Here is an 18296-nt window from a genome sequence, read left to right on the forward strand (position 1 = left end):
CGGCGTTGGCAGCTCCGGGCCATCGGTAGGGTGGCCCGGTTGTCATACGCACCGCGCCGCCCGACCACCCCACGGAGATCGTGACTACCACCGCCAGCTCCGCGTCCCACTCGCACCACCTGTCCCCGGCGTTTCCCGGGCGCGCCCCCTGGGGTACCGCCGGCAAGCTGCGCGCCTGGCAGCAGGGGGCGATGGACAAGTACATCCAGGCCCAGCCCCGTGACTTCCTGGCGGTGGCCACGCCCGGCGCCGGCAAGACGACCTTCGCGCTGACGCTGGCGTCCTGGCTGCTGCACCACCACGTCGTGCAGCAGGTGACGGTCGTCGCGCCCACCGAGCACCTGAAGAAGCAGTGGGCGGAGGCCGCCGCGCGGATAGGCATCAAGCTCGACCCGGAGTACAGCGCGGGCCCGCTCGGCAAGGACTACGACGGCGTCGCCGTGACGTACGCCGGTGTCGGCGTGCGCCCCATGCTGCACCGCAACCGTGTCGAGCAGCGCAAGACCCTCGTCATCCTCGACGAGATCCACCACGCCGGTGACTCCAAGTCCTGGGGCGAGGCCTGCCTGGAGGCGTTCGAGCCGGCCACGCGACGGCTCGCGCTGACCGGTACGCCGTTCCGGTCCGACACCAACCCCATTCCCTTCGTGACGTACGAAGAGGGCGACGACGGCATCCGGCGGTCGTCCGCCGACTACACCTACGGGTACGGCTCCGCCCTCGCCGACCACGTCGTCCGTCCCGTCATCTTCATGTCGTACAGCGGCAACATGCGCTGGCGCACCAAGGCCGGCGACGAGATCGCCGCCCGCCTCGGCGAGCCCATGACCAAGGACGCCGTCAGCCAGGCCTGGCGCACCGCGCTCGACCCGCGCGGCGAGTGGATGCCGGCCGTGCTGCGCGCCGCCGACCAGCGGCTCACCGAGGTCCGCAAGGCCATCCCGGACGCCGGCGCCCTCGTCATCGCCTCCGACCAGGAGTCCGCCCGCGCCTACGCCAAGCTGATCCGCGACATCACCGGCCACAAGGCCACCCTCGTGCTGTCCGACGACACCGGCGCCTCCAAGCGGATCGACGAGTTCAGCTCCGGCGACGACCGATGGATGGTCGCCGTGCGCATGGTGTCCGAGGGCGTCGACGTACCGCGCCTCGCGGTCGGCGTGTACGCCACCACCATCTCCACCCCGCTGTTCTTCGCCCAGGCCGTCGGCCGTTTCGTGCGGTCCCGGCGGCGCGGCGAGACCGCGTCCGTGTTCCTGCCGACCATCCCGGACCTGCTCGGCTTCGCAGGCGAGATGGAGCGCGAGCGCGACCACGTCCTCGACAAGCCCAAGAAGGAGGGCGAGGAGGACCCGTACGCCGAGTCCGAGAAGGAGATGGAGGAGGCGAACCGGGAGCAGGACGAGGACACCGGCGAGCAGGACATGCTGCCCTTCGAGGCGCTGGAGTCCGACGCCGTCTTCGACCGGGTGACGTACAACGGCGCCGAGTTCGGCATGCAGGCGCACCCCGGCAGCGACGAGGAGCAGGACTACCTCGGCATCCCGGGACTCCTCGAACCCGACCAGGTGCAGCTGCTGCTCCAGAAGCGGCAGGCCCGGCAGATCGCGCACAGCCGGAAGAAGCCGGCCGAGGAGGCCGACCTGCTCGAACTGCCCGCCGAGCGGCGACCTGTGGTCTCCCACAAGGAGATGATGGAGCTGCGCAAGCGGCTCAACAGCCTGGTCGGCGCGTACGTCCACCAGAGCGGCAAGCCGCACGGCGTCATCCACACCGAGCTGCGCCGGGTCTGCGGCGGCCCGCCCTCGGCGGAGGCCACGGCGGGACAGCTGCGCCAGCGGATCGAGAAGGTACAGGAGTGGGCCACGCGCATGCGGTGACCCCGGGTGCGCGTATGGGGACAAACAGAACCACTTCCCTGTGAGAGTGCCCGGATTCTGGACGGAGCCTTCCGCTCACCGAACCGGCTCAACTACTGTCCCGCTACGCACACGCCCCGTGGCAGCGCCGCCGCGGAGCGCAGCCGTGAAGCGACTGTGCCCGGGACACCGCCGGGCCGCCGGCCGATCGGCGGCCTCTGAGGCGCGTGACCGACGGGACTCGGTGACGCATCCGCCGTGAGGGGGCCGTCGACCTCACCACTAAGGAGTGGGCGTCGTGACCGCGGAGACCTCTCAGACGCTCGACAGGGGACTACGTGTCCTCAAGCTGCTCGCCGACACGGACCACGGGCTGACCGTCACCGAGCTTTCCCACAAACTGGGCGTGAACCGGACCGTCGTGTACCGGTTGCTCGCCACACTGGAACAGCACGCCCTCGTACGCCGTGATCTGGGCGGACGGGCCCGGGTCGGGCTCGGTGTGCTCAGGCTGGGGCGGCAGGTGCATCCCCTGGTGCGGGAAGCGGCCATGCCTGCGCTGCGGTCGCTCGCGGAGGACATCGGCGCGACCGCGCACCTGACGCTGGTGGACGGGGCGGAGGCGCTGGCCGTGGCCGTGGTGGAACCGTCGTGGACGGATTACCACGTGGCGTACCGGGCCGGCTTCCGGCATCCGCTGGACCGGGGGGCCGCGGGGAAGGCGATCCTGTCCGCCCGGCAGCAGGGGGCGGGGGAGCCGGGCTACACGCTGACGCACGGGGAACTGGAGGCGGGGGCCTGCGGGGCGGCCGCGCCGCTGCTGGGGGTGACGGGCGTCGAGGGCAGCGTGGGGGTCGTCATGCTGGCGGACGTGGTGCCCGAGCGGGTGGGCGCGCGGGTGATGGACGCGGCGCGTGAGGTCGCCGAGGCGCTGCGCTGATCCCGCCGAGGCGCTGCGCTGACCCCGCCCACCCGCGGGCGGTCGTGCCGCCCCGGGGACACCTCCCGGGCCGTTCGGGCACCGGGAGAGGCACGGCTGCCCGCGGCGGCGGCAGGTTAGATTGGCCCCGTGCTCTCTCGCCTCACGCGTCCCCAGAAAGTGGCCGGCCTCGCCGTGCCCGTAGCGGCCCTGCTGGCCACCGCAGGCCTCGCGCCGCTGCCCTTCTCCGTGGCGCAGCCTGGGATGACGGCCGACGTGCTCGGTGAGAACAAGGGGGAGCAGGTCATCACGATCTCCGGCGCACCCGTGCGGGAGACCAGCGGGCAGTTGCGGATGACGACCATCGAGGCCACCTCCCCGGACACCCGCGTCGACCTCCCGGACGTGATCGACAGCTGGTTCAGCACCGACCGGGCGGTCATGCCCCGTGACTCGGTCTACCCCAGCGGCGACAGCGTCACGGAGATCGAGCAGTACAACCGCGAGCAGATGGAGGCGTCCCAGGACGAGGCGACCCGGGCGGCGCTGAACTACCTGGACCGTGAGGACGACGGCATCGAGGTCACCCTCGAGCTCGCCGACGTCGGCGGCCCCAGCGCGGGTCTGCTGTTCTCCCTGGGGATCGTCGACAAGCTGAACGGCGACGGCAGCGGCGGCGACCTCACCGGCGGCCGGGTCGTCGCCGGCACCGGCACGATCGACGAGGACGGCACCGTCGGCCCCGTCGGCGGCGTGCCGCTGAAGACGCAGGCGGCCAAGCGGGACGGCGCCACCGTCTTCCTGGTCCCGAGGGACGAGTGCTCCGACGCCCGGGCGGAACTGCCGAAGGGCCTGCGCCTGATCCCGGTCACCACCCTCAAGGGCGCCGTCGACGCGCTGGTCGCCCTGGAGAAGGGCACCGGCAAGGTCCCCGCCTGCTAGTTCTCCTTGACGAACCCTTCCCGCACCATCCAGTCCAGCGCCACCTGGTGCGGGTCCTCCCCGTCGACGTCCACCTTGGCGTTCAGGGTCTGCGCCACGTCGTTGTCCAGCTTCGCCGTCACCGGGGCGAGGACGCCGGCGATGGCCGGCCACTCCTCGAACGTGTCGGAGTTGACCGTCGGCGCCGCGTTGTAGTTGGGGAAGAACTTCTTGTCGTCCTCCATCACCACCAGGTTCATGGACTTGATGCGCCCGTCGGTGGTGAAGACCTCGCCGTAGGTGCAGGCGCCCTTGGCCGTCTGGGTGTAGATGATCCCGGTGTCCATCTGCGTGACGTTGCGCGCCGGGATGTTCATGCCGTACGCCCGTTCCATGCCCGGCAGCCCGTCCGCGCGGTTGGCGAACTCGCCCTCCACGCACAGCGTCACCGCGCGGGGGTCGGACTGTGCCAGCGCGGCCACGTCGGTGAGGGTCCGCGTGCCGTACTTCTCGTAGTTCTCCTGGTTCATGGCGAGGGCGTAGGTGTTGTTCAGCTCCGACGGCTCCAGCCAGACCACCCCGTTCCCGACGTCCGCGTCCCGCACCGCCTCCCACTGCTCGCGCGGATCGGGGATCGGCTTGCTGTTGCCCTGGTAGGTGATCCACGCCGTGCCCGTGTACTCGAACCCGGCGTCCGCCTCACCCTTGACGACGGCCTCCCGCGAGCCGACCGAGCCCTGGATGCCGGTCCGGTCGACGACCTCCGCCCCGGCCGCCTGGAAGGCGATGCCCATGATCGCCCCGAGGATCAGCTGCTCGGTGAACTCCTTCGAGGTGACGGTGAGTTTCGCGCCCTCCAGCGGCCTGCCCCTGCCGATGGAGCCCGGCTCCACGTCGTCGACCATGGGGGAGCCGCTGGTCAGACCGCAGCCGGAGGCCGCCAGCAGGGCCCCGGCCAGGAACAGGCGGACGCGTCTCATCGGCCCGCCTCCAGACCCCGCGGCCGCAGCAGCAGCTCCGCCAGGGAGGCCAGCCAGTCCACCAGCAGGGCGAGCGCGACGGTGAGGATCGAGCCCACCATCAGCACCGGCATCCGCTGGCTGGTGATCCCGGTGGTGATCAGTACGCCCAGCCCGCCGCCGCCGCCGAAGGTCGCGAGCGTCGCCGTGCCGACGTTCAGGACGAGCGCCGTCCGCACGCCGGCGAGGATGAGGGGAACGGCCAGCGGCAGCTCCACCCGGGTGAGCACCCCCAGCGGGGACATGCCGATGCCGCGCGCCGCCTCCAGCAGCGTCGGGTCGTTGGCCTTCAGACCGGCGATGGTGTTGGACAGCACCGGCAGCACCGCGTAGGCGATGATGCCGACCAGCGCGGCCCTGCGGCCGATGCCCAGCCAGATCACCAGCAGCGCCAGCAGACCGATCGCCGGGGTGGCCTGGCCCATGTTGGCGAACGCCATCGCGGCCGGGCTCGCCCTGCGGAACATGCGGCGGGTCAGCAGGATGCCCAGCGGGATCGCGATGATCAGCACGAAGAACGTCGAGATCGCGGTGAGCTCGATGTGCTGCCACAGCGCCTTCGACACCCGCCCGTCCGACAGCGCGTTGCGGGTGAGCGCGTCGAGCTCCGCCTGCTCGAACCACAGCCAGGTCGACAGCAGCACGGCGACCAGCAGCGCCGGCAGGAACGTGAGCTTCTGCCAGCTCATCCGGGGGCGCCGGGCGGCCGTGGGCGGGGGAGCGCCCTCCGCCTCGTCCGACTGCCCGCCGCCCTCGTCCCGGAAGGCGAGCCCCTTCACCTCGTGCTCGCCCTCGGGCCGCCGCCCGGAAGAGGTCCTCACGCCTTCGCCTCCCCGCCGAAGCCCTCCTGCTCCGCCTGGGTCTGCGCGGCCCGCTGCTCCTGGAGGTCGGCCTGCGCGCCCCTCGCCTCCAGCCGGTCCGCCTCCAGCAGCTCGTGCACGGAGTTCATCAGCGTCTCCACGTCCACGACACCCTCGTACGCGCCGCGCCGGCCGGTGACCGCCACCCGGCCGGTGTTGTCGGTGAGCACCGCCTCCAGCGCGTCCCGCAGGGTCGCGTCCCGGGTCACCGTGTCGTGCACCAGCGTGCCCGCGCGGGCCAGCGATCCCTTGGCGCGCATCATGTCGCCGCGCCGGAGCCACTTGTAGGGGCGGCCCCGCTTGTCGAGCAGCAGGACCTCGTTGGTGCCGCCGGAGCGCAGCTTGTTGAAGATGTGCTGGAGCGGGTCGTCGACGTTCACCGTGGGATAGTCGGTGATCCCCACGTCCCGCACCCGGGTGAGGTTGAGCCGCTTCAGGGCCGCCCCGGCGCCGACGAAGCCCGACACGAAGTCGTCGGCCGGGTTGGTGAGGATCGCCTCCGGGGTGTCGAACTGGGCGATGTGGGAGCGTTCGCGCAGCACCGCGATCCGGTCGCCGATCTTGATCGCCTCGTCGAAGTCGTGGGTGACGAACACGATCGTCTTGTGCAGCTCCCGCTGGAGCCGGATCAGCTCGTCCTGGAGGTGGTCCCGGGTGATCGGGTCGACCGCGCCGAACGGCTCGTCCATCAGCAGCACCGGCGGGTCCGCCGCGAGCGCCCGCGCCACACCCACCCGCTGCTGCTGGCCGCCGGACAGCTGACGCGGATAGCGGCCGTGGAACTCGCCCGGGTCGAGACCGACCAGGTCCAGCATCTCCTCCACCCGCGCCCGTACCCGGGCCGCCGGCCAGCGCAGCATCTTCGGCACCAGAGCGATGTTCTGCGCGACCGTCATGTGCGGGAACAGCCCGCTCGCCTGGATCGCGTACCCGATCGTGCGGCGCAGCCGCACCGGGTCCATGTCGGTGACGTCGTCGCCGCCGATGCGGATCCGGCCGCCCGTCGGTTCGATCAACCGGTTGATCATCTTCAGGAGGGTGGACTTCCCGCACCCCGACGGGCCGACGAGGATCACGGTCTCGCCCGCCCCGATGTCCAGGGTGACGCTGTCCACGGCCGGCAGCGCACTGCCCGGGTACCGCTTGGTCAGGCCCTCCAGCTCGATGGTCGCCCCGACCGACCGGGACTCGGTCCCGGGCGTCTCGGAATCAGGCACGGACGGCTCAGGCACGGATCCCCCTGGGAATGGTCAGCCGCCCGATCAGGACGTACGCGGCGTCGAACAGCAGGGCGAGGACGATGATCCCGAGGGTGCCCGCGAGCACCTGGTTCAGCGCGTTCTTGCTGCCCAGCGAGGCGATCCCGCGGAAGATCAGGTTGCCCAGGCCGGGACCGGAGGCGTACGCGGCGATGGCGGCGATGCCCATCAGCATCTGCGTGGAGACCCGGATCCCGGTCAGGATCGGCGGCCAGGCCAGCGGCAGCTCCACCCGCGCCAGCCGGGCCGGGCGCGACATGCCGATCCCCATGGCCGCGTCCACCAGCGACGGATCGACCCCGCGCAGGCCCACGATCGAGTTCCGCACGATCGGCAGCAGCCCGTACAGCGTCAGCGCGATCACCGTCGGCGGCACCCCGAGCCCCACGACGGGGATCAGCAGACCGATCATGGCCAGCGCCGGGATGGTCAGCAGGGTGGCGGTCGCGGTCGTGGCGAGGTTGCCCGCCCACTCGCTGCGGTAGGTGACCACGCCGATCAGCACGCCGAGCACGGTCGCCACCACCATGCACTGGAACACGACGCTGGCGTGCTGGTAGGCGTCGATGAGCAGTTGCTGATGCCGGCTCTCCAGGTACTCCCAGAAGTTCACATCCGCTCACCCCAGCTCGGCCAGGTCGGGTCAGTCGCCGAGCGCCGCCTGCTCCACCAGCGGGATGATCCGCAGCGGAACGGGGTTCTCCATGACGATCGCCGTGGACGCCCGGACGATGCCATCAAAACCGACGACGCGGTCGATCACCCGTTGAAGATCGGCGTTGGAGCGTGCCACCAGCCGGCACATCATGTCCCCGGTGCCGGTGGTGGTGTGCAGCTCCAGCACCTCAGGGACGGTCGCCAAGTGGGCCCGTACGTCGGCTCCTTGCCCCTGCCGGATCTGCAGCGTGGCGAACGCGGTGACGGGGTAGCCGAGGGCCGCCGGATCCACCTCGGGACCGAATCCGCGGATGACTCCGTTCGACTGAAGCCGGTCCAGCCGGGCCTGCACGGTCCCGCGCGCCACGCCGAGCCGCCGGGACATCTCCAGCACCCCGATCCGCGGCTCCCGCGCCAGCAGCACGATGATCCGCCCGTCCAGATGATCGATCGCCATACCGGCCCCTCCCGTGGTCATCCTGTACAGAGAGCCCGCGGTTGCAGGCATTCGACTGAACACATTGTCCAGTGAACAGGCGAAGTATTGCGCACCTTGCAGGGCTGGCCCACCCTGCACCTATGACGCAGACCACACACCACACTCCCGACGCGACCACCCGGCAGGCCGACCCCTTCCCGGTCAAGGGAATGGACGCGGTCGTCTTCGCCGTGGGCAACGCCAAGCAGGCGGCGCACTACTACTCCACCGCCTTCGGCATGAAGCTGGTCGCCTACTCCGGACCGGAGAACGGCAGCCGCGAGACCGCTGCGTACGTCCTGGAGAGCGGGTCGGCCCGCTTCGTGCTCACCTCGGTGATCAAGCAGTCCACCGAGTGGGGCGCCTTCCTCGCCGACCACGTGGCCGCGCACGGTGACGGCGTCGTCGACCTCGCCATCGAGGTCCCGGACGCGCGCGCCGCGTACGACTACGCCATCGAGCACGGCGCCCGCTCCGTCGCCGAGCCGTACGAGATGAAGGACGAGCACGGCACCGTCGTCCTCGCGGCCATCGCCACGTACGGCGAGACCCGCCACACCCTGGTCGAGCGCACCGGCTACGACGGCCCCTACCTGCCCGGCTACGTCGCCGCCGAGCCGATCGTCGAGCCGCCCGCCCAGCGCTCCTTCCAGGCCGTCGACCACTGCGTCGGCAACGTCGAGCTCGGCCGGATGAACGAGTGGGTCGCGTTCTACAACAAGGTCATGGGCTTCACGAACATGAAGGAGTTCGTGGGCGACGACATCGCCACCGAGTACAGCGCGCTGATGTCGAAGGTGGTGGCCGACGGCACGCTCAAGGTCAAGTTCCCGATCAACGAGCCCGCCATCGCCAAGAAGAAGTCCCAGATCGACGAGTACCTGGAGTTCTACGGCGGCGCGGGGGTCCAGCACATCGCGCTCAACACCAACGACATCGTGCAGACGGTGCGCCAGATGCGCGCGGCCGGTGTGCGGTTCCTGGACACCCCGGACTCGTACTACGACACCCTCGGCGAGTGGGCCGGCGAGACGCGGGTGCCGGTCGAGACGCTGCGCGAGCTGAAGATCCTCGTCGACCGGGACGAGGACGGCTACCTGCTGCAGATCTTCACCAAGCCGGTCCAGGACCGCCCGACCGTGTTCTTCGAACTCATCGAGCGCCACGGCTCCATGGGCTTCGGCAAGGGCAACTTCAAGGCTCTGTTCGAGGCCATCGAGCGCGAACAGGCCAAGCGCGGCAACCTGTAGCACCACCGCGAGCGCCGGGCCGCGCGGCGCACCCCCGGTTCACGACGACTCGGGCCCCGCCTGGACGGAAGGCTCACCCAGGCGGGCCAGGGCCGCCTTCGCCCGCGGCACGGACAACGGCGAGAACCACGGGTTGATCCGCAGAGCCTCCTGCAGATGCCGCCGCGCCGCCCCGTACCGCTCCAGCGACCGCTCGATCATCCCCCGGTGGAACACGAACAGCGCACTGCGCACACCCCCGCCCTCCGTCCCCTCGGTCGCCCGCACCGCGAACGGCAACGCCGCCTCGTGCCGGCCTGCCCGGTGCAGCGCCCACCCCAGCGCGTCCGCCACCTCCGTGGACGGCTGCCGGTTCCACTCCGCCCGAAGCCGCCGCACGGCGTCCCCCGCGTCGCCGTGATCCGCCTCGAGCCGCCCCAGCACCAGGTCCTCGTCCGCCCCGTGCGCCGCGGCCACCCGCACCCGCTCCCGCACCACCCCGTACTGCGCCCGCGCCGCTTGCTTCAGCCCCAGCGACTCGTACAGCTCGCCCAGCTCCAGCGCGTACTCCGGCCGGGGATGCTTCGCCAGCGCCGCCCGGTACGCGCTCAGCGCCTCCGTCTTCCGTCCCAGTGACGCCAGTGCCCTGCCCTGCCCGGCCTGCGCCGCCCGCTGGTCGGGGTCGATCCGCACCGCCTCCCGGAAGTGCCGCAGCGCGTCCTGGCGGTCGCCGCGTTCCCAGGCGAGCTGTCCCGCCCGCTCCAGATACGCCGCCCGCTCGGCCGGCTCCCCGGCGGCCGACGCCGCGTCCGCGAGCTTCGCCGCCGCGTCCTCCCGCCAGCCCCTGTCCCGGTACACGGCCGCCGCCCGCGCCATCACGGCGGGACCGGCGCGCAGCGCGGTCAGCTTCTCCAGCAGCCTGCCCGTCTCCTCGTGGTCCCCGAGTCCCCTCGACGCCTCGATCAGCAGCGGATACGTCGTCCACCGCCCCGGCTCCAGCTTCCGCGCCGCCTCGCCCCACTCGCGCGCCTCGGCGAAGTCCCGCCGCGCGTTCGCCAGCGCCGCCAGTCCCCGCAGCGCCGGGGCGTTGCCCTGGGGCCGTAGTCTCAGCGAGGTGCGCAGCGCCTTCTCGGCCCGCGGCCAGTACGCCGGGTCGGCCAGCCGCAGCCCCTGCTCCACCCGGGCCGACCCGAGCACCGCCCAGGCCCGGGCGTCCTCCGGGCGCCGCTCCAGGTGCCGTTCCCGCTCCTCGACCAGCGCCTCGAGACCGGGCAGCGCGGCCGGTACCCCGCTGGTGACCGCCGCCAGCGCCCGTGCCTGGGGAGTGGTGGCGGGCGGCGCCCCCTGCCCCAGGGGCAGCAGCACCAGCACCCCGCCCAGCACCGCGCACCCGGCGACCGAGGCGAGCAGCACCCGACGGCGCACCCCCCGCCGGGGCTCACGTGGCTTGTCGTCCATGGCGCACACTGTGCGTCACGCCCCTTGTACGTACGATGATCACACTCCGGTGTCACGCGGCTGCCCACGCGGGGTTCACACCGATGGCCCCGGGTGCGACGCTGTGATCATGAGCCGTATCGAAGCGCGACGCGATGAAGACACGGTGACGGCCGGCCCCCTCGTCGAGCGGCTGCTCGGCGGCCTGCCCCCCGAGGCCGTCCTCACCGACCCCGGCGTCACGGCCTCCTACGCCAACGACATGGCGAGCTTCTGCCCGGCAGGCAGTCCCGCGGTGGTCGTCCTGCCGCGCACGGTCGAACAGGTCCAGCACGTCATGCGCACCGCCACCGCGCTCCGGGTCCCCGTCGTCCCCCAGGGCGCCCGCACCGGCCTGTCCGGCGCGGCCAACGCCACCGACGGCTGCATCGTGCTCTCGCTGACCAGGATGGACCGCATCCTGGAGATCAGCCCCGTCGACCGGATCGCCGTCGTCGAACCCGGCGTCGTCAACGCCGCCCTCTCCCGCGCCGTCGGCGAGCACGGCCTCTCCTACCCGCCGGACCCCTCCAGCTGGGAGACGTGCACCATCGGCGGCAACATCGGCACCGCGTCGGGCGGGCTGTGCTGTGTGAAGTACGGGGTGACGGCCGAGTACGTCCTCGGCCTGGACGTCGTCCTCGCCGACGGCCGGCTGATGTCCACCGGCCGCCGCACCGCCAAGGGCGTCGCCGGATACGACCTGACCCGCCTGTTCGTCGGCTCGGAGGGGTCACTCGGCATCGTCGTCCGCGCGGTCCTCGCGCTGCGGCCCAAGCCCCCCGAGCAACTGGTGCTGGCCGCCGAGTTCTCCTCCGGCGCCGCCGCCTGCGACGCCGTGTGCCGCGTCATGGCCGGCGGCCACGTCCCCTCCCTCCTCGAACTCATGGACCGTACGACGGTCAAGGCGGTCAACGACATGGCCCGCATGGGCCTGCCGGAGTCCACCGAGGCGCTGCTGCTGGCCGCCTTCGACACCACCGACCCCGCCGCCGACCTGGCGGCCGTCGGCGCGCTGTGCGAGGCCGCCGGCGCCACCCAGGTCGTCCCGGCCGAGGACGCCGCGGAGTCCGAACTGCTGCTCCAGGCGCGGCGGATGTCCCTGGTCGCGCTGGAAGCGGTCAAGGGCACCACGATGATCGACGACGTGTGCGTGCCCCGCTCGAGGCTCGGTGAGTTCATCGACGGCGTCGAGCGGATCTCCGAGAAGTACCGGCTCACCATCGGCGTCGTCGCGCACGCGGGCGACGGCAACACCCACCCGACGGTCTGCTTCGACGCCGGGGACCCCGAGGAGTCCCGGCGGGCCCGGGAGTCCTTCGACGAGATCATGGCGCTCGGCCTGGAACTCGGCGGCACCATCACCGGCGAGCACGGCGTGGGCGTACTGAAGAAGGAGTGGCTGGCGCGGGAACTCGGTCCCGTGGGCCTGGAGATGCAGCGGGCCGTCAAAAAGGCGTTCGACCCGCTCGACATTCTGAATCCGGGCAAGCTCTTCTGACCACGAAGGTGCCCGAAAGGGGTGGGGTCCTGCCGGAGGAGCGGTCAGGCCCCCGCTCGTCTGATAGATGTGGTTCCCCCCGACCCACCCCTCGAGCAGATACGGGACGACGGAATGAGTGCCCCAACCCCGGCCCCCGGTGACGACAGGCCCCGCGAAGGGTACTACCCGGACCCGTCCATTCCCGGATACGTCCGGTACTGGAACGGTGCCTCCTGGGTCCCGGGCACGAGCCGTCCGGCACCCAAGGACGGCGAGCCGCTCGCCCCGCCGCCCGGCGCGGGCCCGGCGCGGCCCTCGGTCGAGGAGACCGGCCCGCACTTCTTCGACGAGGACCCGGCGGACGAACCGGCGTCCGCGTCTCCGTCCCCGTCTCCGTCCCACGCCGAGTCCCAGCACGGCAGCCGGCCCGAACCCGCCTCGGCCTGGGGCGCCGACCGCTCCCGTCAGTCCGGCTTCGGCGGCGACCAGGACCGCAAGGTCTCCTGGGGCGCCGACCCGAGGGTGCCGCACACCGCCGCGCCGTCCGCACCGGAGGAGGCCCCGGCCGCGAGCACCCCGGCCGCGAGCACCCCGGCCGCGAGCACCCCGGCCGCGAGCACCCCGGCCGCGAGCACCCCGGACGCGGGCGCCGCCGCCGGCAACACCTTCGTGTTCCGCAGGCCGGCGGGGAAGCCTCGGCAGCCGGCCGACGCCGGTGCCGAGGACGAGGGCACGATGACCTTCCGCGCCGTCACCCCGCGCACGGCGGAGCGGAACGCGGGGCAGGGTTCCGCCGCCCAGCCCGGATCCGCCGCCACAGGGCCCGGCTTCGGTGCCGGAAAGGCCGCCGCCGCCCGCGCCGCCGCCCCGGCACCCTCCGGACCGCAGCAGGCCACCGCCCCGCCCGTGCCCCCGCAGACCACCGGCCCCGCCCAGCCCGCCTCCGCCGCACCTGCCGCCGCTTCCGGCGCCGCGCCCCTGACGAGCGGCCCCGGCGGCGGCCAGTCCTCCTGGGCGCAGCAGGTGCACCGGCTCGCCGGGAGTGAGGAGCCGCCGGTCGCGCCGTGGAAGCCGCCGGTCGAGGACGTGTTCCAGGCCGCCGCCCGCCGCCAGGCCGCGGCCCGCCCCGCCGGTCTCGGCAAGCGGCTGGCCGCCCGGCTGCTGGACACCGTCGTCCTCGGCGCCGTCACCGCCGCGGCCGGTGTCCCGCTCGGCATCAAGGCCATGGACCACATCGACGCGAAGATCGAGGCGGCCAAGCTCTCCGGCGAGACCGTCACGGTCTGGCTGCTCGACGGCACCACCTCGGTCCACCTGGGCATCGTCGTGGCCGTCCTCCTGCTCGCCGGAGTCCTCCTCGAGGTGCTGCCCACCGTCAAGTGGGGCCGCACCCTGGGCAAGAAGCTGCTCGGCCTGGACGTACGGGACATCGAGGGGCACGAGGCCCCGGGCTTCGGCGCGGCCCTGCGCCGCTGGCTGGTCTACAGCGTGCCCGGGCTGCTCGCCGTCGGTGTCGTCGGCGTCCTGTGGTGCCTGTTCGACAAGCCCTGGCGCCAGTGCTGGCACGACAAGGCGGCGCACACGTTCGTCGCCGGCTGAGCCGGCGTCACCCGCACCGACCGCCACTCCGGACGGCCGCTACTCCGGACGGCCGCTCGCCGGATGCGGGTCCGGAGGGTTCGCGGTCGACTCGGGGGCATGACCACCGAACCGCCCCCCGGCTCCGGTCGGCAGCCGCCGGACGACGACCCCTTCAAGAAGCAGCCCCCACCCGGCGGCCCCGGAGCACCGGGACAGGGCTCCCCGTACGACACACCCGGCTCTCACGGCGGAGGCGGCCCCTACGGCGGTGGCCCCCCGGGTGGCGGCCCGTTCGGCGGTGGCGGCCCCTACGGAGGCGCCCCCGGCGGCCCCGAACCGCTCGCCGGCATGCCTCCGCTCGCCGACAGCGGCAGGCGTACGCTCGCCCGCATCATCGACATGATCCTCGTCGGCGCCGTCGTGGTCCTGCTCACCCTGCCGTTCGGGGTCAGCGAGTACAACGTCAACGGCGACGACATCAACGTCGGCAACGGCTTCGCTCAGTCCGTCGTCGCCGCCGTGCTCTACATCGCCTACGACACCTACATGATCGCCCGCTCGGGCCAGACCCTCGGCAAGAAGTGGCTGCGCATGCGGGTGGCCGACCTCGCCGACGGATCGAACCCGTCCGTGCAGACGGCGCTGACCCGTGCCGCCGTGCTGTGGCTGCCGTTCGCGTTCTGCTGTGCCTGCGTCTGGACCGCGATCGCGGGCGGCTGGAGCTACTTCGACCGGCCCTACAAGCAGGGCCTGCACGACAAGGCGGCCAGGACCGTGGTGGTCAGCACCGATTGAGGGCCGGCACCGGATGAGGGCCGGCACCGGATGAGGGCCGGCACCGGATGAGGGCCGGCACCGGATGAGGGCCGGCACCGGATGAGGGCCGGCACCGGATGAGGGCCGGCACCGGATGAGGGCCGGCACCGGATGAGGGCCGGCACCGGATGAGGGCCGGCACCGGACGATGTCAGGACGCGGCCCGTTCGCGCACCGGCTCCCGCACCTTCTCCCGTACGGGGGAGGGGACGGTCGCCCGCACCGGCTCCGGCGCCGCGGGCCGGTGCACCGCGGCGGGCCGCCGGGGCGCGAGGAGCGGAACCGTCATGGCCACCAGGAGTCCGAGGGCGAGTGCCGAGACCGCGACCACCGTGATGGCCAGGACGGAACTCGCCCCGGACAACAGCAGCATGGCGAAGGTCGAGAAGATCACGGTGCACGAACCGCAAGCGAGCTGAGCCACAGTAGGACGGGGCATGGCCATCGTGTCCTCGGGAGTCGGGGGCTGTCGGCCTGGCTTTCCACCGGTTCAGGGCGTTCCGCCAAGCGACTCTAACCGCGAGCGTGCCCGAGGGGAACGGACAGTAAGCGTGACCTAACCGACAGGGCCGGTGCACAGGGGGCGCACGGAGTCATGGCGTCCACCCAGTGGACGGTTGCACGCGCCCGCTGAGGTTTCGCTCGGAAGTGTCCGGAAAGCGAACCGGGGCTCCGCATAGTGCCATTGAACTGTTCAAGTCAAGGTCTGTTTTTTCTGCCGAACCTCTAGTCCAATGTCGTCACTTGACTACACGCGTTGATCACGTGCGCGCGGGACCTTCCATTACCGGAACCTCCTTCGTCCGCGCGTACGCACGCGGGAGGGGATTTCAAGTGACCAGTAGACCCTGGACGTTCAGAGCAGCCGCGATAGGCGTGGCGCTCGCGGCGGCCACCGCCACCTGCTCTGCGTTCACCGTGGCCCAGGCCGACACGGCTGACAAGGCCGACCGTCCCGGCGCCGTGGACCGGCAGGACCCGGCGGAGCACAACCACGTCGAGCACGACCTCGAGGGCCCGCTCTCCAAGACGCAGGAGGCCCAGCGCGAGGAAGCCCTCAACCAGGTCATATCCGGGAAAGCCTCGGTCAAGGACCGCGAGGGTTCGAAGGTCGTCCAGCTCAAGAGCAAGAAGGGCGACAGCAAGTACGTCGAGCTCGGCCGCGAGAAGACCGACAAGATCTTCACGATCCTGGTCGAGTTCGGGGACGAGGTGGACAGCCGTTACGGCGGCACCCCCGGCCCGCTGCACAACCAGATCGCCAAGCCGGACCGCAAGGTGGACAACTCCACGGCCTGGCAGGAGGACTACGACCAGCAGCACTTCGAGGACCTGTACTTCGGGTCCGGCAAGGGCGTCAACTCGGTCAAGACCTACTACGAGAAGCAGTCCTCCGGCCGCTACTCGGTCGAGGGCGAGGTCTCCGACTGGGTCAAGGTGCCCTACAACGAGGCCCGTTACGGCAACAACGCCTGCGGCGACACCAACTGCCCCAGCGTGTGGAACGTCGTCAGCGACGGCCTGGACGCCTGGGTCGCCCAGCAGAAGGCGGCCGGCCGCACCGACGCCCAGATCAAGGCGGACGCGGCCCGGTTCGACGAGTGGGACCGCTACGACTTCGACGGCGACGGCGACTTCAACGAGCCCGACGGCTACATCGACCACTTCCAGATCGTGCACGCCGGTGAGGACGAGTCCGCCGGCGGCGGTGCCCAGGGCGAGGACGCGATCTGGGCCCACCGCTGGTACGCCTTCGGCACCGACGCCGGCGCCACCGGCCCCGAGCAGAACAAGCTCGGCGGCGCGCAGATCGGCTCCACCGGCATCTGGGTCGGCGACTACACCGTCCAGCCGGAGAACGGCGGACTCGGCGTCTACGCCCACGAGTACGGCCACGACCTCGGCCTGCCGGACCACTACGACACCGCCGGCGGCGAGAACTCCACCGGCTTCTGGACGCTGATGTCCTCCGGTTCCTGGCTCGGCACCGGGAAGAAGGAGATCGGCGACCTGCCCGGCGACATGACCGCCTGGGACAAGCTCCAGCTCGGCTGGCTGAACTACGACACCGCCAAGGCGGGCGTCAACTCCTGGCACAAGCTGGGCGTCGCCGAGTACAACACCAAGCACAAGCAGGCGCTGGTCGTCACGCTGCCGAAGAAGGCCGTGACCACCGAGGTCATCCAGCCGGCCGAGGGCCGGACGCAGTGGTGGAGCGGCAGCGGTGACAACCTCAAGAACACGCTGACCCGTTCGGTCGACCTGACCGGCAAGTCGTCCGCCGAGCTCACCTTCGACGGCTGGTACGACATCGAGGCCAACTACGACTACCTCTACACCGAGGTGTCCACCGACGGCGGCGCCAACTGGACCGCCCTCGACGGCACGGTCGACGGCCGGCCGGTCCCGCGCGACGGCAGCGACAAGCCGGCCCTGCACGGCACGCTCGACGGCTACAAGAAGCTCGCGTACTCCCTCGACGCCTACGCCGGCCAGAAGGTCGACCTGCGCTTCCGCTACCAGACCGACGGCGGCGTGGCCCAGAAGGGCTTCACGGCCGACGCGATCACGGTGACGGCGGACGGCGCCCCGGTCTTCTCCGACAACGCCGAGACCGCGGACGACGCCTGGAAGGCCACCGGCTTCTCCCGCATCGGCGCGTCCTTCACCAAGGACTACGCGCAGTACTACATCGCCGAGAACCGCCAGTACGTGTCGTACGACAAGACCCTCGAGGTCGGCCCGTACAACTTCGGCTTCACGTCGCGTCCGGACTGGGTGGAGCACTACGCGTACCAGACCGGCCTGCTGATCTGGAAGTGGGACACCTCCCAGGCGGACAACAACACCAGCCAGCACCCGGGCACCGGCCTGGTCCTCCCGGTCGACTCGCACCCGACCGCGCTGAAGTGGTCCGACGGCACGCTGATGCGCAACCGCATCCAGACCTACGACGCGCCGTTCAGCAAGTACCGCACCGACGGCATGACGCTGCACAAGGCGGACGTGGCGACGTGGATCCCCTCGTCGAAGGGTGTGCCGGTCTTCAACGACCGCACCCACACCTACTACGACGAGTCGAACCCGGCGGGCGGTGTCAAGATCACTGACACCAACACGAAGATCAAGATCCTGAAGGAGGCCAGGAACGGCTCGACGATCGAGCTCGAGGTCGGTCCGGCCGGCAGGTAAATAGCATCTTCGCAGGTCAACACATGATCGGCGGTGACCCCCTGGCGGGTCACCGCCGATCCGTGTTTAGGTGCCTCCTGTGACTCGCTTATTGACACCGGCTGACACGGGGGTGTGACCGCATGGCCGCAGGAGGTTTCTGCAAGCTGCCGAACGGCACGGTGGTGGTGGCACTGAACCTGCCCAGCCCCGCCGCCGACGCACCCGCCGGAGTCCGCTTCCTCGTCCACGCCCAGAACCGTGCGCGCGCCCTGACCAGGCTGCGCAACCTGGGCCTGCGGGCGGTCTACCTGCGCGGCAACGCCGCCCCGCCCAGTCCCGACGAGGTCACCGCGGTCCTCCACCACCCCGACGGCCTCATATGGCGCACCACCCCCACCCCCGACCCCCTGACGGTGGAACTCTGGCACCCGATCAAGGCCCTGCTCCCCAGACCGTAACCACGGCCCCCGGCCCCACCCCGGCCGCGCGCACCCAGCCACCCGAGCCGCGGGCACCAGCCCCAGCCGGGCCGCGAGGCGCCCGGCCGCCCGAGCCGCGGGTATCG

General features: G+C 71.6%; 16 protein-coding genes. 9 read left to right on the top strand and 7 right to left on the bottom strand.

Annotated features, from left to right (window positions below; translation table 11 throughout):
• The first annotated feature begins 80 nt into the window (after positions 1–80).
• From F1615_RS08410 to F1615_RS08420, 3 genes are all read left to right on the top strand, one after another.
• Positions 81–1880, top strand: coding sequence for a DEAD/DEAH box helicase (locus F1615_RS08410; RefSeq protein WP_149548264.1), 1800 nt, complete (start codon positions 81–83; stop codon positions 1878–1880).
• Between the two features lie 277 nt (positions 1881–2157).
• On the top strand, positions 2158–2799 hold the full coding sequence (locus F1615_RS08415) for an IclR family transcriptional regulator (protein ID WP_149548265.1): 642 nt from the start codon (positions 2158–2160) through the stop codon (positions 2797–2799).
• 129 nt (positions 2800–2928) lie between these two features.
• Complete coding sequence (locus F1615_RS08420; RefSeq protein WP_149548266.1) at positions 2929–3720, top strand: S16 family serine protease; 792 nt, start codon at positions 2929–2931, stop codon at positions 3718–3720.
• On the opposite strand, the gene F1615_RS08425 is transcribed toward F1615_RS08420, so the two are convergent.
• From F1615_RS08425 to F1615_RS08445, 5 genes are read right to left on the bottom strand one after another with little or no spacing between them, the layout of a single operon-like run.
• A complete protein-coding gene (locus F1615_RS08425) occupies positions 3717–4679 on the bottom strand; it encodes a glycine betaine ABC transporter substrate-binding protein (RefSeq protein ID WP_149548267.1) in 963 nt (320 codons plus the stop codon). The genes F1615_RS08420 and F1615_RS08425 overlap by 4 nt on opposite strands.
• A complete protein-coding gene (locus F1615_RS08430) occupies positions 4676–5539 on the bottom strand; it encodes an ABC transporter permease (protein WP_149548268.1) in 864 nt (287 codons plus the stop codon). The genes F1615_RS08425 and F1615_RS08430 overlap by 4 nt, the downstream gene beginning before the upstream one ends.
• Positions 5536–6795, bottom strand: a complete 1260-nt coding sequence (locus tag F1615_RS08435) for an ABC transporter ATP-binding protein (protein WP_149548269.1) — start codon at positions 6793–6795, stop codon at positions 5536–5538. The genes F1615_RS08430 and F1615_RS08435 overlap by 4 nt, the downstream gene beginning before the upstream one ends.
• A gap of 7 nt (positions 6796–6802) precedes the next feature.
• Positions 6803–7450: an ABC transporter permease gene (locus F1615_RS08440; protein ID WP_149548270.1), complete on the bottom strand. Its 648-nt coding sequence runs from the start codon at positions 7448–7450 to the stop codon at positions 6803–6805.
• Between the two features lie 30 nt (positions 7451–7480).
• The gene (locus F1615_RS08445; protein WP_149548271.1) at positions 7481–7951 is read right to left on the bottom strand and encodes an Lrp/AsnC family transcriptional regulator; all 471 of its coding nucleotides are present in this window, start codon (positions 7949–7951) and stop codon (positions 7481–7483) included.
• Positions 7952–8073: 122 nt separating this feature from the next.
• Here F1615_RS08445 and hppD point away from each other — a divergent pair, with 122 nt between their 5' ends.
• Positions 8074–9222, top strand: a complete 1149-nt coding sequence (gene hppD, locus F1615_RS08450; protein ID WP_149548272.1) for a 4-hydroxyphenylpyruvate dioxygenase — start codon at positions 8074–8076, stop codon at positions 9220–9222.
• A gap of 39 nt (positions 9223–9261) precedes the next feature.
• Here the strand turns inward: hppD and F1615_RS08455 are convergent, their stop codons facing one another.
• Positions 9262–10659 carry a tetratricopeptide repeat protein gene (locus F1615_RS08455; protein ID WP_149548273.1) on the bottom strand — a complete coding sequence of 466 codons (1398 nt, stop codon included), beginning with the start codon at positions 10657–10659 and terminating at the stop codon, positions 9262–9264.
• A 103-nt stretch (positions 10660–10762) separates the two neighbouring features.
• Here F1615_RS08455 and F1615_RS08460 point away from each other — a divergent pair, with 103 nt between their 5' ends.
• The 3 genes from F1615_RS08460 to F1615_RS08470 all read left to right on the top strand — a co-directional run bounded on the left by F1615_RS08460 (position 10763) and on the right by F1615_RS08470 (position 14536).
• Positions 10763–12178, top strand: coding sequence for an FAD-binding oxidoreductase (locus F1615_RS08460; protein WP_149548274.1), 1416 nt, complete (start codon positions 10763–10765; stop codon positions 12176–12178).
• 114 nt (positions 12179–12292) lie between these two features.
• Positions 12293–13759: an RDD family protein gene (locus F1615_RS08465; RefSeq protein ID WP_149548275.1), complete on the top strand. Its 1467-nt coding sequence runs from the start codon at positions 12293–12295 to the stop codon at positions 13757–13759.
• 99 nt (positions 13760–13858) lie between these two features.
• Entirely contained in the window at positions 13859–14536 is a 678-nt protein-coding gene (locus tag F1615_RS08470) for an RDD family protein (RefSeq protein WP_149548276.1), read from the top strand.
• A gap of 172 nt (positions 14537–14708) precedes the next feature.
• Here F1615_RS08470 and F1615_RS08475 read toward each other — a convergent pair whose 3' ends face one another.
• Positions 14709–15002, bottom strand: a complete 294-nt coding sequence (locus tag F1615_RS08475) for a hypothetical protein (RefSeq protein WP_149548277.1) — start codon at positions 15000–15002, stop codon at positions 14709–14711.
• Between the two features lie 389 nt (positions 15003–15391).
• On the opposite strand from F1615_RS08475, the gene F1615_RS08480 reads away from it, so the two are divergent.
• Positions 15392–17749, top strand: a complete 2358-nt coding sequence (locus tag F1615_RS08480) for an immune inhibitor A domain-containing protein (RefSeq protein WP_149548278.1) — start codon at positions 15392–15394, stop codon at positions 17747–17749.
• Between the two features lie 122 nt (positions 17750–17871).
• Positions 17872–18189: a hypothetical protein gene (locus tag F1615_RS08485; protein ID WP_149548279.1), complete on the top strand. Its 318-nt coding sequence runs from the start codon at positions 17872–17874 to the stop codon at positions 18187–18189.
• The last annotated feature ends 107 nt before the right edge of the window (positions 18190–18296 follow it).

This window comes from Streptomyces marokkonensis, from assembly GCF_008312835.1.
GTDB lineage: Bacteria > Actinomycetota > Actinomycetes > Streptomycetales > Streptomycetaceae > Streptomyces > Streptomyces marokkonensis_A.